Origin of the sequence: Lysinibacillus sp. 38-6, assembly GCF_046245175.1 — a bacterium.
Lineage (GTDB): Bacteria > Bacillota > Bacilli > Bacillales_A > Planococcaceae > Lysinibacillus.
Genome location: NZ_CP176417.1, coordinates 2,824,662 through 2,841,166, shown reverse-complemented (window position 1 = coordinate 2,841,166; position 16,505 = coordinate 2,824,662). Strand labels below are relative to the sequence as shown.

12 protein-coding genes are annotated in these 16,505 nt (G+C 38.2%); 10 read left to right on the top strand and 2 right to left on the bottom strand.

Features of this window, described 5'->3' with window-relative positions; all coding sequences use genetic code 11:
* The first annotated feature begins 307 nt into the window (after window positions 1–307).
* From ACKVEV_RS14545 to ACKVEV_RS14520, 6 genes are all read left to right on the top strand, one after another.
* Complete coding sequence (locus ACKVEV_RS14545) at window positions 308–994, top strand: response regulator transcription factor (protein ID WP_409367079.1); 687 nt, start codon at window positions 308–310, stop codon at window positions 992–994.
* Complete coding sequence (locus tag ACKVEV_RS14540) at window positions 981–3,032, top strand: histidine kinase dimerization/phospho-acceptor domain-containing protein (protein ID WP_409367078.1); 2,052 nt, start codon at window positions 981–983, stop codon at window positions 3,030–3,032. The genes ACKVEV_RS14545 and ACKVEV_RS14540 overlap by 14 nt, the downstream gene beginning before the upstream one ends.
* A gap of 520 nt (window positions 3,033–3,552) precedes the next feature.
* Window positions 3,553–5,031 carry an MDR family MFS transporter gene (locus tag ACKVEV_RS14535; RefSeq protein ID WP_409367077.1) on the top strand — a complete coding sequence of 493 codons (1,479 nt, stop codon included), beginning with the start codon at window positions 3,553–3,555 and terminating at the stop codon, window positions 5,029–5,031.
* 187 nt (window positions 5,032–5,218) lie between these two features.
* A complete protein-coding gene (locus ACKVEV_RS14530) occupies window positions 5,219–6,106 on the top strand; it encodes a hypothetical protein (protein ID WP_409367076.1) in 888 nt (295 codons plus the stop codon).
* 106 nt (window positions 6,107–6,212) lie between these two features.
* Window positions 6,213–7,325, top strand: a complete 1,113-nt coding sequence (locus ACKVEV_RS14525) for an FAD-dependent oxidoreductase (RefSeq protein WP_409367075.1) — start codon at window positions 6,213–6,215, stop codon at window positions 7,323–7,325.
* A gap of 15 nt (window positions 7,326–7,340) precedes the next feature.
* Entirely contained in the window at window positions 7,341–7,715 is a 375-nt protein-coding gene (locus ACKVEV_RS14520) for a MerR family transcriptional regulator (RefSeq protein WP_409367074.1), read from the top strand.
* Window positions 7,716–7,852: 137 nt separating this feature from the next.
* Here ACKVEV_RS14520 and ACKVEV_RS14515 read toward each other — a convergent pair whose 3' ends face one another.
* Window positions 7,853–8,608, bottom strand: coding sequence for a GNAT family N-acetyltransferase (locus ACKVEV_RS14515; RefSeq protein WP_409367073.1), 756 nt, complete (start codon window positions 8,606–8,608; stop codon window positions 7,853–7,855).
* A gap of 161 nt (window positions 8,609–8,769) precedes the next feature.
* A complete protein-coding gene (locus tag ACKVEV_RS14510; protein ID WP_409367072.1) occupies window positions 8,770–9,234 on the bottom strand; it encodes a hypothetical protein in 465 nt (154 codons plus the stop codon).
* Between the two features lie 166 nt (window positions 9,235–9,400).
* Here ACKVEV_RS14510 and ACKVEV_RS14505 point away from each other — a divergent pair, with 166 nt between their 5' ends.
* The 4 genes from ACKVEV_RS14505 (at window position 9,401) to ACKVEV_RS14490 (ending at window position 16,501) form a co-directional block, all read left to right on the top strand.
* Entirely contained in the window at window positions 9,401–10,738 is a 1,338-nt protein-coding gene (locus ACKVEV_RS14505) for an AAA family ATPase (RefSeq protein ID WP_409367071.1), read from the top strand.
* On the top strand, window positions 10,731–11,465 hold the full coding sequence (locus tag ACKVEV_RS14500; RefSeq protein ID WP_409367070.1) for a hypothetical protein: 735 nt from the start codon (window positions 10,731–10,733) through the stop codon (window positions 11,463–11,465). Before ACKVEV_RS14505 ends, ACKVEV_RS14500 begins: the two co-directional genes overlap by 8 nt.
* Before the next feature lie 1,506 nt (window positions 11,466–12,971).
* The gene (locus ACKVEV_RS14495; RefSeq protein WP_409370563.1) at window positions 12,972–14,144 is read left to right on the top strand and encodes a glycosyl hydrolase family 18 protein; all 1,173 of its coding nucleotides are present in this window, start codon (window positions 12,972–12,974) and stop codon (window positions 14,142–14,144) included.
* 125 nt (window positions 14,145–14,269) lie between these two features.
* On the top strand, window positions 14,270–16,501 hold the full coding sequence (locus tag ACKVEV_RS14490; RefSeq protein WP_409367069.1) for an S-layer homology domain-containing protein: 2,232 nt from the start codon (window positions 14,270–14,272) through the stop codon (window positions 16,499–16,501).
* Window positions 16,502–16,505: the final 4 nt, after the last annotated feature.

Below are 16,505 nucleotides of genomic sequence, written 5' to 3'. Positions count from 1 at the left end.
ACTTCTTATAATGTTACATTATGAGGAGTGGTTTTTTCTATGCAATGAAAAAGCCTTTAGTACTTGGCATACGAAATTGCGTATCTTACTTAAAACAAGCAATGATAACTTAATTTCTGGAAGGTTGGTATGCACATTGCTATATAGTTATCTGAGGGTTTCCTTCTGTTTGGAGAGATAATCATACGTACGAATGTCATATTGGACAACAATAAGAAAATCTTAAGAATTGGTGCATGCGTTTGTTAAGATTTACTTAGTATTATATCCTTAGACGAATCCTAAGGAGATGGAGGAGTGAATGTAGTTGAACATTTTGATTTGTGATGATGATAAAGAAATTGTCAGGGCGATTAGCGTTTACTTAGAAAATGAGGGCTACAAAGTTTTCAAAGCTTACAATGGGATAGAGGCAATCGAACTTATTCGAGAGCATGTTATACACTTAATTATTATGGATATTATGATGCCCAAAATGGATGGCATTACAGCGACAATGAAAATTCGGCAAGATCATATGATTCCGCTAATTATGCTGTCTGCTAAATCGGAGGATTATGATAAAATTCTCGGTTTAAATATTGGTGCAGATGATTATATGGCTAAGCCATTTAATCCGTTAGAGCTTGTCGCGCGAGTGAAATCACAGCTAAGAAGGTATACGTCATTTGGTAGTCTCGAAGTAAGTAGCCATGTGTTTCAAACGGGGGGGCTTATGATTGATGATGAAAAGAAAGTCATTACGGTGGATAAAGAAACGGTACATTTAACCCCAGTGCAGTATAAAATTTTAAAGCTACTGACAGCCAATACGGGGAAAGTATTCACAATTGAAGAGATTTATGAAAAGGTATGGAATGAAAGTGCCATTAATCCAGAGAATACAGTAGCGGTACATATACGGAAAATACGCGAAAAAATTGAAATTAATCCGAAAGAGCCGAAGTATTTAAAAGTTGTATGGGGAGTGGGATATAAAGTTGAGAAATATTAGTCATGCACTGATTACGAAAGTATTTCTGTTTTTGATTGCCATCGCGTGTTTAACGGGTATGGCGAAAGTAATCATCAACATGGAATTAGATGAAGTTCATCTGAGCAGCATCAACCAAGATCATTATTTTGAAAGTATAGCATTTGCTGATGAAAGCTATAGTCTTATTAGTTCGCTAGCGCAATTAATTGGACAATATAAAAGTGAAGAATATATTTTAAGCGGTAAGGCACTTACAAAAGAAGATACTACAGACATTGAAGAACAATTATATGATGATTTTCAGTATTCATCCAAATATAATCCGAATTTGACTGAAATAGAATATAGACGCCTGTTTCAAGAAGAATATGCGGATGAATTGAAAAGTGAAAAAGAAGAACGCATGAGACAACAAGTACGGGTGTTTTACCGTTTACTCAACACATTAGAAACATCTGAAGGAATTGTCTATTACGCAAGCGACGGTGAACATGTATTTTCGAATAGTGAACTAAATAAAAAAGAGCAATTTACATCGTTTGATGCGTATATGCTATTTGGGAATTATCAACAAAAGTTTTATCCGAATGAAATGAAAGAAAATAAATACTTAGATTACATTACACAAGAAGTTGACAACTTAAATCCAAAAACAGACGTTATTTATGTGGCCTATCAAGAATCCTATCTCCAGCCAAAAGTGAAGGAATGGGAAGAAAATAAAGCGGTTGCGAAACGTTATCTCAATGAATTCATTGTTTATATAGCAGGGTTTATTGTTTCGTTTGCTTATTTAATCATGATTATCGGAAGAACATCATTTAAAGATAAAGAAGTCCATCTTCATGTCATTGATAAACTATATAATGATGTCAATCTTGTCATCGTTGGTTGTTTAACAGCGTTGTGGGTAGCACTCGTTATGGAAGTGTTGCGTGAAATGTATATACTGCTGACGATACCTATTTTTATCATTGTATTACTGTTGATTTTATCGCTCGTCAAGCATATTAAAAATAGATCACTACTTCAACATACGCTTATCTATCAAATACTCAAAAAAATTTTTAGTGCAATAAAACATGTTTATGATAATGGTAATATGGCTGTGAAAATCGTACTGCTTGTTATTGGGTATCCGCTAGTAGTTGTAGCAACGTTTTTCATGTTTCCTATTACGCTTGGTCTAGCCGCTTGGTTTGCGTTGAAAAAGGTCAAGGCATTCAATCGCATTAAAGAGGGCGTAGAGCAAATTAAAAACGGAGACCTTCAGCATCGAATTGAAGTAGATGGCAAAGGCGAGTTTAGCCAACTGGCAGCGAATATTAATAGTATTACGGATGGCTTAAAGAAATCGGTGAATAGTGAGATGAAGAGCGAGCGCTTAAAAACAGAGCTGATTACAAATGTTTCGCATGATATCCGGACGCCTTTAACGTCGATTATTACGTATGTCGATTTATTAAAAATAGAAAAAGACCCTGATTTAATTGCAGAATATATAGACGTATTAGATCAAAAATCCAAAAGGCTGAAGTACTTAACAGATGACTTGTTTGAAGCGGCAAAAGCGTCCAGTGGCACGATGCCTGTACAGTTAGAACGAATTGATATCGTATCTTTACTAAAGCAAGGAATTGGCGAAATGGATGAGAAAATTGAAGCGTCATCCTTAAACTTTAAGTTGGCCCATCCTACAGAAAAAGTGTATGTTAAGGCGGATGGTAAACTGTTATGGCGCTCTATTGAGAACTTATTCTCCAATATTTTCAAATACGCCTTGCCCGCCTCAAGGGTATATATTGATGTAGAAGATTTGGGTAATGAATTACTCGTGACGTTTAAAAATATTTCAGCCTATGAATTAAACATTTCAGCGGATGAGTTAATGGAACGTTTTACACGAGGGGATGAATCTAGATCAAGTCAAGGTAGCGGATTAGGTTTGTCAATTGCGGAAAGTCTTATTCACCTCCAGCACGGCAAATTTTTAGTGCAAGTAGATGGCGATTTATTTAAGGTGATGATCTACTTACCGAAATTTCCAAATGAATAATATAGCGAAGGAATAGGATGCGTAACTGTGTCCTATTCTTTTGTTGTTGGTTAAGCAATAATTTTTTCTTGTTTTTGAAAACTTTGACTTACGTAACTAATTTCGTTATAATTCGTGATGTATTAAAAAATGCTGTTAGGAGGATATGAACATGGCACTACGATTCCCAACTTTGAACCAGTAATTGAATACGGTCAAAGGCTCTGTTTGTGTATGCAGAGTAAACGGGATTAGTCTGTCCTTCTTTAATATTTTTTATATCAATTGTAAAATCATCACAGTAATTAAATATGTAAGATAGAAAGGCGACTTGTTCTTCCTTTCTTTATTTTTGTCTATTTAACCTTTTAATTAGGTTTAGCAAAAGCAGGCTTATTGTACCTGCTGACAGTTTAATGAATATGGATGGGTCTTTCCCTTTACTTTTAATATCACAGGCAGGTGCTTGTGATTTTTTCATTTTTGAGGGGAAACAATATGATAAAGCTCGAAAAATAATATGCTAGTTAGGAGAAATTAAATGGATCAAAATCAATCGATCAAATATGAGTTCCTGTCACAGGATCCAAATGTTAAAACTTTACCGATCATGCTGTCGTTAATTATCGGTGCATTCTTTGCTGTTTTAAACGAAACATTGTTAAACATTGCATTAACGACTTTAATGCATGAATTTCACATTACATTACCAACTGTGCAATGGATGGCAACAGGGTTTATGCTCGTTATGGGTGTAGTTATTCCGATTTCGGCCTTGATGTTGCAGTGGTTTACAACGCGGCAATTGTTCATTGGCGTAATGGTGACGTTCACTATCGGCACCATTATTTGTGCCATTGCACCTAGCTTCCCTGTTCTACTAGTAGGGCGTTTAATTCAAGCGGTTGGAACAGGTCTGTTAATGCCGATTATCTTTAATGTCTTTTTATTATTATATCCACCAGAAAAGCGCGGGAAAATTATGGGCATTGTCGGTTTGATCTTTACGTTTGCGCCGGCAATTGGCCCAACTTTATCAGGGGTTATTGTTGAATATTTAGGGTGGCGCTATTTATTCATTATTGTTATTCCTTTTGCCTTATTTTCAATCGCCTTTGCTTCAAAATATTTAACAAATATTTCAGAAGTCACAAAACCGAAAATCGATTTTCTATCTATCATCTTTTCAACAATTGGTTTCGGAGCAATTATTTATGGCTTTAGTGCGGCTGGAGAAAAAGGCTTCCTAAGTTCAAGTGTATTCGTTACCATTATCGTCGGTATTATTGGCGTTGTACTATTCTCACTCAGACAATTTAAGCTGAAAGAGCCGGTGATGGATTTACGCGTATTTAAATATCCAATGTATACACATGCAGTATTTATGTTTGTCATTATTATAATGGCGATGTTTGCATCGGAAATCATTTTGCCAATCTTTATGCAAGGTCCATTAGCTTTGACAGCTGCAGCAGCAGGACTCGTTTTATTACCTGGTAGCTTATTAAACGGGTTGATGTCGCCGTTTATGGGGCAATTATTCGATAAATTTGGCCCTCGCGTCTTAATGATTCCTGCTACGATTGTTTTAAGTGGTACAGTATTTACGTTAAGTAAGTTAACAGCGGAAACACCGATTTGGATCATCGTAGTATGCTATATTTTATTAATGATTAGCGTCTCTGCTATTATGATGCCGGCTCAAACAAATGGTTTAAACCAATTGCCGAAACCTTTATATCCGCATGGTACGGCAGTCATGACAACTTTACAGCCTGTTGTAGGGGCGATTGGTGTTGCTGTATTTATTAGTATTATGAATGCTAGACAAAATCACTTTTTAACAAAAGCAGCCAATCCTAGTGATCCGGCTACAATGAGCCAAGCGATGGTCGCTGGTGTAGAACTTGTTTATTTAATCGCTTTTGTTATCACAATTATCGCGATTATTTTGTCATTTACCGTTTATCGTGCAGTTCCAAAAGAAATGATTGAAACGGAAATAGATACGAAATCTTAATATAAGAATCGAGGCTTCTCATTAGTTATTGTAACTTTTGAGAAGTTTTTTTGAGTGCCTTTTTGAGTGCCAGGCACCCAAACAATTCTGAATTTTTAACGTATTAATAAACGGTGTATTTATGTATGAGATGTTTTTTGTTACAGTCTATATAGTAATATTATGGGAAAATAAAGGGGCTGAATGAATGGAATTGATTATACTGCTCGGGGTCATTATTAGTTTTATTTTATTTTTACAAAAAAAGCGTTCCTTTCAATTTGGTTTATCTCCTAATGAATTAGAGTTAAAGCCGATGAAAGGGCTAAAAAAGCTAAATGACCAGTTGGAACGCTCTCTTCATAGAAGGTATATGGACAATGTGGAAGAAAGGGTAAGGGCAAATAATTATTTAAAAGAAAATGAGTATGAGTGGCGTCTGCTCGATTTAAAGCGTTATTTTATACTGACAGCTCTTTTAAAAGAATCACCGATGTTTAGCGACAAAGTTGATGAATTGTGGCATCAAATGCTTATGTTTACGCGTGAGTATGATGAGTTTTCGAAGAACTATTTAGGAACAACACTTCATCACAGTCCCAATGTTAATGTAGCGCCTAATCCAGATTTACGTGGTTTTTTTGATTGGGTATATGCTGAACTATTTTTCATTAGAAATGAAAACATTCATCTATATAAGGGCTTTTTCAAACATCCTGTGCATCCAAATATTATTGAGGAGTTTAACACTTTACCGGAAGATGCGCTACTAGATTGCTATTTTAAGCGTGATACGAACAATATGACGACAATCCTCGCACTTATTTCTTCGATGAAGAAAAGAGCGAAAGGCAATAAAGATTATGAAAAAAACGTTATACGAGAAATGATGAAAAAGAGTAAGACGCAGCAAAATTACAATATGATGCTCGTTCCATTTTTATCGGTCTCGTATTTTCATTACGATGAGTTTGCAAGTTATATGGCAATAAGCAACAGCAGTTCATCAAGTTGTACTAGTTGCGGTTCGGCAAGCTCCTGTAATTCCTGTACGTCCGATAGTTCCTGCTCAAGCTGCGGCGGGGGAGGCGATTAAACAGGGTGCTTTTAAGTAAGTAATGTACTGCTTAAAACTTATGTACGTATGTTGACTTAGAGTCACTCGAAGGTGATATACTGCCATACAATGAGGGGGGCTTATAGTGAACAACGTAATGAAAAATGCCGAGCAGCAACAAGCGCAGGCAGTGATTGTCGGTGCTTCGCTTTCAGGACTAATGACTGGGATTGCGCTTGCACAAGAGGGGTTGCACGTCACAATAGTAGAGAAGGTGGAAGAAAATCGACGTGGTGGTTCGGGATTGCGGGTGAATGGTGAAACATTTGGACAATCGAAAACGGAAAAGCTACTCAAACAACTGGTGTCTAAAGGCGAAAGTTCTGTACAGTTGTGGTCATCCATTGAATCTCGTTTACGCGCGGAAGTGCAAAGCGATTCGAGAATAGATTTACGCTATAATATGCGCGTTGTCGCATTGGAACAGGACGAAGACAAGGCCTGGGCGATAACTGATAATGGGCAAATGATAGCAGGGGATATTTTAATTGGTGCGGATGGCCATAACAGTCAAGTGAGGGGCTATATTGCACCGCATAAACCGCATGCTACATATGCGGGGTATATGGGATGGATTGCTTCGATGAGTGAGGATGACTTACCGAAACCTCTTCCATCTCACTATGAAGGGCCAGCGGTAGAAATGTTTGATAGTTACAATGGTTTTAAGTTTGGCTCTATTATTGAAAGAGACGATAGTTCTTCTAATGCCGGGAGCCGAAGAATTGGTTGTACTTGGTATGATAATAAGCGAAGTGACATGCTTCGTGCTCTAGGTTGTGTAGATGGGATGGTAGTGCGTCATTCATTGAATGGTTCGGATGTTCCTCAACAAACATTAAGTGAACTAGCGGAACAAGCTTCATATTGGCCGGAGCCGTGGCGATCAGCGGCGTTGTATGCAATTCAATCACAAACATTAATCGGAATTCCAATTAAAGAATATGTTCCAGAGCGTCTTGTAAAAGGGCGAATGGCGCTTGTAGGCGATGCCGCGCATGTACCTGCTCCTGTAACGGCTAGTGGTTTTAATGAATCGCTTCAAGATGCAGTAGCTTTAGGAAAGTGCGTGGCACAGGGCATGCAAGGACAAAAAGCCGTTCAAGCGTTGGCGAAATACGAGTCTCTTCGCTTGGAGAAAGTACGGCAAATGGTTCAATCTGGACAATTTTATAGCGCTTCATTTGGTCGTCCATAATAAGGAGGTAGTACGATGTACACTGTAAAAGAAGTGGCACAACGACTTGAAATGAATGAACATACAGTCCGCTACTATACGGACCAAGGATTAGTTCCAAGTTTGAAGCGAGACAATCATAATATACGTTTATTTGATGAGGCTTCGGTACGGTGGCTTTTATGTGTAAAGCATTTAAGACATTGTGGTATGCCGATAGAAGAGATAAAAACATATATTAACCTATGCCAAAAAGGGGATTCAACCGTGCGAGAGCGCTACGATATTATGCGTAAGCAACAGACAGTTGCGCTAGCTCAATTGGAGGAAGCGCAACATCGTGTAGCCTATATTGAAGAAAAGGCGAGCAATTATTTGCAAATGATCAATGGGCGAGAAAAGACACGGTAAAGTTAAGGACTGTCATTTCTAGTAGCCTTCTGTAATTAAAGTAAGCTGTATCTTATTGGATTAGTGCTATTCCAATAAGATACAGCTTATTTGTTAACGCATTATTAGTTTTATAAGGAAATTTCAACTAGCGCTCGTTAATCTTCTTCAACCTTAAGCGCTTCATATTGAAAACCTCGATAGACGTAGTTTTGTTTTTGATACATTTCTCTCGGTGTATCTTCACCATCAGCTACTAATATAACGATTTTATCAGGGAATTTTTGCATTACATATTGTTGTAGTTGAGAGCCTATCCCTTTACGTTGAAAGGCTTCAAGTACAAATAAATTATCAATTTCAACTGTCTTTTCTTGCTCAATTAGTTCCGTAGAGCCAACGGGTATGCCGTCATAGTAGGCTAAGAGTTGGTGTTTATGTGCATCATGAAATTGGCGTTTTAGCAAAGCTTGTTTTTCGGTAGCGAAATTTTCGCCATATTTTAAATCTTCCTCATACTGTAGCTTTAAAAACGCCTCTAAGTTTTCTTCTGTTACGGGCTGAACTTTGACATGATGGTGGACGCTCGTTGGAAAATGGCGCGGCTCGATTGTATATAATTCTAAAAAACCAATGTCATAGTTTGCTGCAGTTAAATACTGTTGAACATCACTCGAAATTTTCTCGTTAGCTGGGAAGATAAATTTTAAATGCTGTTGATTATGTTTTTGATGAAAGGTACGCAGCATCTGCTCCAATTCTTTAAATATCGATAATGATGGCATCGTTTTAAATAGAATGTAATTGCTATCATATCGACTTAACATTTCTGGATAATGAACATGTTGATAAACGTCATTTTCAAAGATAATATGTCCAATTTTCTCTATATGATCAAATGTAATGTTGCGCATTGTATAGCTCCTTTGCCTTGTAAATGGGTAAATTTAGAAACCCTTTTGCAGTAATTATGGACGCAATCGTGTTTTTTAACAAGTAGCAATCTCGGATGTCGGATTAGAAGTAAATGACAAAAAGGCTCTCCATAACGGAACGTATGGAAAGCCTTTTCTTGTTAGCGTGGGTTACCAAAGATTCCAGGTAAAATATTAGGTAGCCCTGGAGGTAGTATTGGAGGGAGCCCCGGTAATTGACCACCAGGATATGGCATAGGCGGGAACGGTTGTGGGTATGGACGTGGCGGGTATGGCTGTGGCGGATATGGCTGCGGTGGGTAAGGTTGTGGCGGGTATGGACGTGGTGGATAAGGTTGCGGTGGATAAGGCTGTGGATATGGTGGTGGGTAAGGAGGATATGAGCCGCCGCCAGGAGGGTAACCTGTCCCTGCTGCGGTAATTTGGTTCACATCAACTGTTATCACTTGACCAGAGTCTAATTGAATTTCAGCAGTTCTTCCGTTTTTTCCAAATGTTCGAATCAATGTGCCGGAATACGTACCAGTAGGGAGCGTAACCCATATTTTCATACCGGGTCGGAATTGCTCATTAAAATCTTCCGGTGCTAATCGAGGATAGACCAATGAAACACACCTTTCTTCATTTTCTTCTCTAACATATGTCCCGTATTGTATTTGTCATAGGCAAATGGCTCAATTGGAAAATAAGAATGAGACGCTATAATTAAAATTGTTATAAAATATATCAATTTTAATTATAATAGAAAGAAAAGACTTAAAGGATGTTTCGATGGCTATTATCAAAATGAAAAAAATAAAAGTACAAAATTTAAGGAATGTTCGTAATGGTGAACTGACATTAGCGGTGGACTTTGCTTCCCTTAATACAGCTAATGTGGTGGGCATTTATGGGCAAAACGGTTCTGGAAAAACGACAATCGTTGATGCATTTAGTTTGTTGAAAACAATTATTTCTGGGTGGATTGCTGAAGTTAAATTACCATCGCAAGACAAGCGCTTAATTATGGCAGGAGAAAAAACGGCTAGTATTAATTTTGAATTTTTAGTGGACAATCAATTCGGTACTTTTTTTGTCCATTACGCTGTCACATTGCAAGAAGATGACAAACGACTGTACATTATTGCAGAACGATTGACATATAGAGAAGATGAAAAAGGTAAACGTTCAAAAGTTTTAGTAAGCGTCACAGATGAGGGCGTTCAAATTCGTAAAAGTACATTGCGAGATATGAATGAAAAAATGCGTATTAAAACACTCGTTATTCAACAATTGGCGCGAAAGCAATATATGTCATTTATTTTCCACAAAGATTTAAAGCCATTGCTACAGGAGAAGTTATCACAAGAAGAAATGGAGCTGTTGCATAATTTAGCTATCGATTTTAATCGGGACTTACATGTTATCAACAATCAAAATATTGCGCCTTTATTTGAAGAGCGCATCATGCCTTTTAGTATCCATTTAGAAAAATCTCGTGGCTCCATTCCGTATGATTTGAAAGGACCGGCTTTACTACCAGAAAAAGCATTCCATGTATTATGTGAAGTCATTGAGCAAAGCAATCAAGTATTGTCGACGATTATTCCAGGGCTAACTATTAAAATTCACGTAATTACAGAGCAATTATTGGATAATGGTGAAAAAGGCATACGTTTTGAGTTTTTATCGAAACGTGGTGAGCGGGAATTACCGTTACGAACTGAATCAGAAGGGATTTTGAAAATCATTTCGGTGCTTAGTGTGCTGATAGCTGTCTATAATAATCCGACTGCTTGTGTCGTGATCGATGAATTAGATTCTGGTGTTTTTGAATATTTGTTAGGCGAGTTGTTAACAGTGATTGATGAGGGCGGAAAAGGACAGCTTATTTTTACGTCCCACAATTTACGTGTGTTAGAGGTGCTTGCTATTAAAAACTTATGGTTTACAACAACAAATGAGAATGATCGATATATGCAGCTTAAGGGTATTAAAGAGGTTAATAATGCACGAGATGTTTATTTACGCGCTATTCAACTTGGTGGACAGGATGAGGAAGTGTATAAAGAAACGAAAACGTTCAAAATTAAACGTGCTTTTAGAAAAGCTGGTGTGCAACATGACTAAAAAGGTGCTTTTAGTTATTGTCGAAGGACATACGGAGCAAATTATTTTAGAAGATTTTTTAGATGAGCATTTTGCCAATTCGACGATCCGCTTTGATGTGCAACGAGAAGATATTTTGACGAAATGGGATGCGAAAAAGCGAATTCCCAATATAAAAAATAGTGTCAGTCGAGTAGTGCATAATTATTTAGAAAAGTATAAGTTTTTAGCAAAAGATTTATCGGCTGTTATTCATATTACAGATGCCGATGGTTGTTTTATCGCACCGGAGTTTGTCAAAATTAAGGCAGATATGGAGCAAAATTTGTATTACACAGAGGACGCTATTTTGGTAAAAACAGAGAAGCGTAAGGAGCAGATTGAACAGCGCAACGAAATGAAGGCAAATAATGTGAAAATCTTGCTTGCACATGACCATTTTAGTATTAATCGTTTAAGCGTACCTTATCAGCTCTTTTATTTTGCGACGAATTTAGAGCATGTGCTATGGAATGAACGTAATGAGGTTGCTGTGGAAAAAGTGCAGAAAGCAGATGAATTTATGGATAATTTATCGGGCTCTATTAAAGAGTATCTTATGGAATTTCTGCCTGTTGACACTGCTCTATCCTATAGGGAAAAAATGAAAGAAAGCTGGGCGTATTTAACGAAGGACTGTAACTCATTGCAACGAGGTACAAATGTGCCATTATTATTTGATATGATTACGTCCAATGTCGAGAAATAACGGACAAAGCCTCTCATTTAAGATGAGAGGTTTTTTCAATGGATGGAGAAGTGTACGAGTGACTGGCACACCGTATAGCCTTATGGCAAAAGAGTAGCTCCTAAAATGGAAAAATCCACTTCGCTTTCCGCGGGCACACATGTAAGCCGCAACCCTCGCTAACGCGCGGCTTGTTGCGTCTTACGCAGTGTGCGTTCTGAGCAGGAGTCTACGTGGATTTTTCCTTAGTTAGTTTAATGCAAAGTATAGAAATTGTTTGGGTGACTGGCACTCGGCATAGCCATATGGCAAAAGATAGCTCCTAAGATGGAAAAATCCACTTCGCTTTTCGCGGGGACACACGTAAGCCGCAACCCTCGCTACGCGCTGGAATGCCCTCGTCTTACACAGTGTGCGTTCTGAGCAGGAGTCTACGTGGATTTTTCCTTTGTAAGTTTAGAATGCAGAGCATAGAAATTGTATGAGTGACTGGCACCGCATAGCCTCATGGCATAAGAGTAGTAGCTTCTAAAACGGAAAAATCCACTACGCTTTCCGCGGACCCACACGTAAGCCGCAACCCTCGCTAACGCGCGGCTTGTTGCGTCTTACGCTGTGTGCGTTCTGAGCAGGAGTCTACGTGGATTTTTCCTTAGTAAGTTTAGAATGCAGAGCATAGAAATTGTATGAGTGACTGGCACACCGTATAGCCTTATGGCATAAGAGTAGTAGCTCCAAAATCGGAAAAATCCACTACGCTTTCCGCGGGGACACACGTAAGCCGCAACCCTCGCTAACGCGCGGCTTGTTGCGTCTTACGCAGTGTGCGTTCTGAGCAGGAGTCTACGTGGATTTTTCCTTAGTTAGTTAAAGCAAAGTATAGAAATTGTTTGTGACTGGCACTCGGCATAGCCATATGGCAAAAGGGTAGCTCCTAAGATGGAAAAATCCACTTCGCTTTTCGCTTAGCACAGTAAGCCGCAACCCTCGCTATGCGCTGGAATGCCCTCGTCTTACGTAGTGTGCTTTCCCACATAGTCGGCCGTCCTACATTCCAATCAACTAAATATGTTTGCAGAAATCAAAAGTAGAATTGTGTGAGTGACTGGCACTCATATATTAGCAGATACAAAACTTTGTGATTGTAGTGAAGGGTTGCTCGACTCCTGCGGGACAAGCGTGAGACTTAAGACCCCGCACGTAGCGTAGCGGAGGAGGAGGCTTAAGCCACGCCCGCGGAAAGCGAGCAACCCGTAACGGAAATCAACTTAAAGTGCCGGACTTTCTTGTTTTTGTACTTATAACCTAATTTTCGCTTAGAGTGTGATTGCTTCAAGATGACATGTTTTCTTGTTTTATATCATAAGCTTTATGGCTATGGTTTCATTACGTAAAAAGGAGGCAAATCGCATTCAAATACATGTTGTACGAGCAGGGGAGTCATTATATGGCATTGCTAATGCCTATGGCACAACTGTTCAAAGTATAGTAGATGCCAATCAAATTCCCGAGCCCAATCGATTAGTCGTGGGCCAAGCACTGGTCATTCCAATCGTCGGAAGCTTTTATTATGTACAGCCTGGGGATAGTTTATGGTCAATAGGCCACCGCTTTGGAATAAATTATTTAACACTTGCACAAGTCAATGGCATTCATCCAAATCAGACATTATCCATTGGCTTGCGTCTTTATATTCCACCAGCACCAAAAACGAAAGCGGAAACGTTGGCTTATTTGGAGCCTAGAGGGACAGCTGTCAGTGAAGCATTATTAAGTCAGGCGCGAGAAGCTTCACCTTATTTAACTTATCTTGCTTTATTTAGTTATGAGGCAAGGAGAGATGGCACACTGAAGCAGCCACCAAGTAATGGTGTATCTGTAATTGCCACAGACTCAGGCGCATCTATTGCAATGGTTGTGTCCAACTTGGAAAACTATCAATTTAGTGGAGACTTAGCACGAGATATTTTCCAAAGCACGGCTGTTCAGGATTTGCTTTTTGACAATATTCTAAAAGAAGCAAAACGTGTTGGCAGTATTAAAGACATCCATTTTGATTTTGAGAATTTACCTGGCGATCAGCGCGAGGCGTATAACAATTTTTTAAGAAGAGCAGTGGAGCGGTTTCATGCAGAAGGTTACACGGTATCTACAGCCCTTGCCCCAAAAACAAGCGCCAATCAGAGAGGTGCGTGGATTGAGGCACATGATTACAAAGCACATGGGGAAATTGTGGATTTCGTCTTGCTCATGACGTATGAATGGGGCTATTCCGCTGGTCCTCCTATGGCAGTTTCGCCCATTAGGGAAGTGGAGGTTGTTGTGAAATACGCCGTTTCAGAAATACCAGCAAGTAAAATATTGCTTGGACAAAACTTATATGGCTACGATTGGACACTACCGTTTGTACAAGGTGGTCCATATGCTGAAGCGGTAAGTCCACAAAGGGCAATTGAAATTGCGAAAAAATACAATGCAGCGATTCAATATGATTGGAATGCGCAAACTCCCTTCTTTGAGTATTACGATGAGCAGGGAAGAGCACATGTTGTGTGGTTTGAAGATGCGCGATCAATTCAAGCGAAATTTAATTTAATTAAGCAGTACAAGCTTAGAGGCATCGGCTATTGGAAGCTGGGGCTACCGTTCCCGCAAAATTGGTTACTAATAGGTTCGAATTTTGATGTGGTGAAGAAATGATGTTGATAGGGATAATGATGTACCCCAATCTATTTTCTCCCTATTGGAAATAATCTGTAAATACTATTCCCTATTTTGGAAATATATTATATAATTATGGTAAATTGTAATTTAGGAGGGATATTTTGGGTAAATTTAAAAAGTTAGGAATTATCCTAACGTCTACTGCATTTTCTGTTGGGGTACTTGCTCCAATGGCACAGGCTTCTGCTAATGTAAAGGATTCTCCTGAAAGAATAGAGATTCAAGTAGCCTCTACGGAAACAAAGGTAACAAAAAGTACACTAATTAAAAAATTGCGTGAGCTTTTCCCAGAAAAGTTTAATTTTTTAACAGATAATGATTTCTATACTGGGCGTGGTCATTACTATAACGATGATAAAACAATTCGTCATGAATTGAGCTTCCACAAAACAATAAATGGTAAAGATATTTATGGTAGCCTTACTCTTAAGGGCGACGATTTAGAGCTAGAAAATTTCTACTACCAGCCTGCTAATGTTGCAGACGCTTTATATCCTGCTAAATATTCAAAAGAGGATGCACAAAAAATTGCCCAAGATTTTTTGAATAAATTCCCGAATACAGCAAGCTATAAATTGCAAGATAATGAAAATGATTATGATTATGGCTTTAATTTTACTCGACCATTATCAGAGCCAATAACTTATTCATTCACATATGCACCGACACAAAACGGTGTAGTGCTTAGTAATCATTATATTACTATTGGTGTGCTTGCAAATGGCGAAATTGTACAAGTATATCGCAATTCAGATGTATCTAAAAAGGCAACATTTGATAGTTTAGAACAAAAAAAGAGTGAGGCAGATGTTCTTGCACAAATTCGTGAGAACTTTGCAGTAGAACTACGTTATTATTTAGACTATAACTTCCAAACTGAAAAACGTGATGCCAAGCTAGTGTATGTCCCAACATCAAGCTTTTATGGTGTACATGCATTAACAGGTCAGTGGCAAACAGCTAATGGCTTTGTTGAACAAACACCGAAAGTAAAAGGAATTGAAAAGCTTTCATCAGAACAGCTTGCTCCGAGAAAAGCTGGCATGACACTTGAAGAAGTAGAGGAATTTGCAAATTCCTTCTTAAAAGTGGACCCTGACAAAGCAACACTCCAAATTGATATGATTGATGAAAGAGAAACTGAAGACGGTGAAACATTCTACTCTGTACACTATATGTATAATTATGAGAGTGGTGGAACTGGTGCGTCATTTGAAATTAATAAGGCGACTGGTGAAATTACGCAATACTATGATGTACGTAGAGATTTCATGATAACAGATAAGAAAGCAGAAACAATTACTAAGGATGCCGCGTTGACAAAAGCGATTGACTACTTAAAAGAATGGGCTCCTTCTTATATTCATAACTATGCTAAACCTTTAGACGACTATGGGTATGATAGTTATAGTAAGCAATATAGCTTCTCGTTCCCACGTGTTGTAAATGGAATTGCAGTCATGGGCGACGAAATTTATGTGAGCATCGGTACAGATGGTTCATTACGTTCATTATCAATTAATCAACAAAAAATTGATAACTGGCCTTCTGTAAGTAAAGCAGTAGCAGCTGATCAAGTGAAGAAAACATTTAGTGAAGCATTAAAGTTAAAACTACAGTATGTTAAGCAAGATAAAGAAGATAGTTACCACTATGATTTAGTGTATACACCATCATATGAGGGTAGCATATTCAATCAAATTGATGCCACAACTGGTAAATGGGTAAATAGTGTTGACGATAAAAATAATAAAGCGCAAATTTCCCATCCAACTGCTGCAGATGAATTAAATTACTTGTTAGCACAAAATGTGTTGGAAGTAAAAGATCCAGCAAACTTTAATGCTGATACAGCTGTAACTAAAGGTGAGGCATTGAAAATTATGCTTAAGTCTTTAACATATGGCTATTATGATTCATATGGAAATGAAGAAGAAGCATATCAATCCTTCAATAACATCGATCCTAAACATCCGTTATATGGATTGGTTGAACAAGCAGTAAGAATGGGCGTATTACAACCAGCAGATGAATTTGCGGTGGATGCAAAATTAACTCGTCAAGAGCTTGCAGAATGGTATATTCGAGTATTACGTTTAGAAAATGCCGCAAAGCATAGCGATATTTACAAGTTAAACTTCGCTGATGCTGGTTCAATTGATCCGGCATATGCAGGTTACGTAGCATTAGTGAGTGCAATGGGCTTAATCGACGCACAACAAAACAACTTTAATGCAACGGCAGTTGTAAGTTATGCAGATTTAGCTGTTTCAACGATTCGCTTAGCTCGTGCAATTCATGAAAATAATACGAGTCGTAATTACTACTACTAATTTA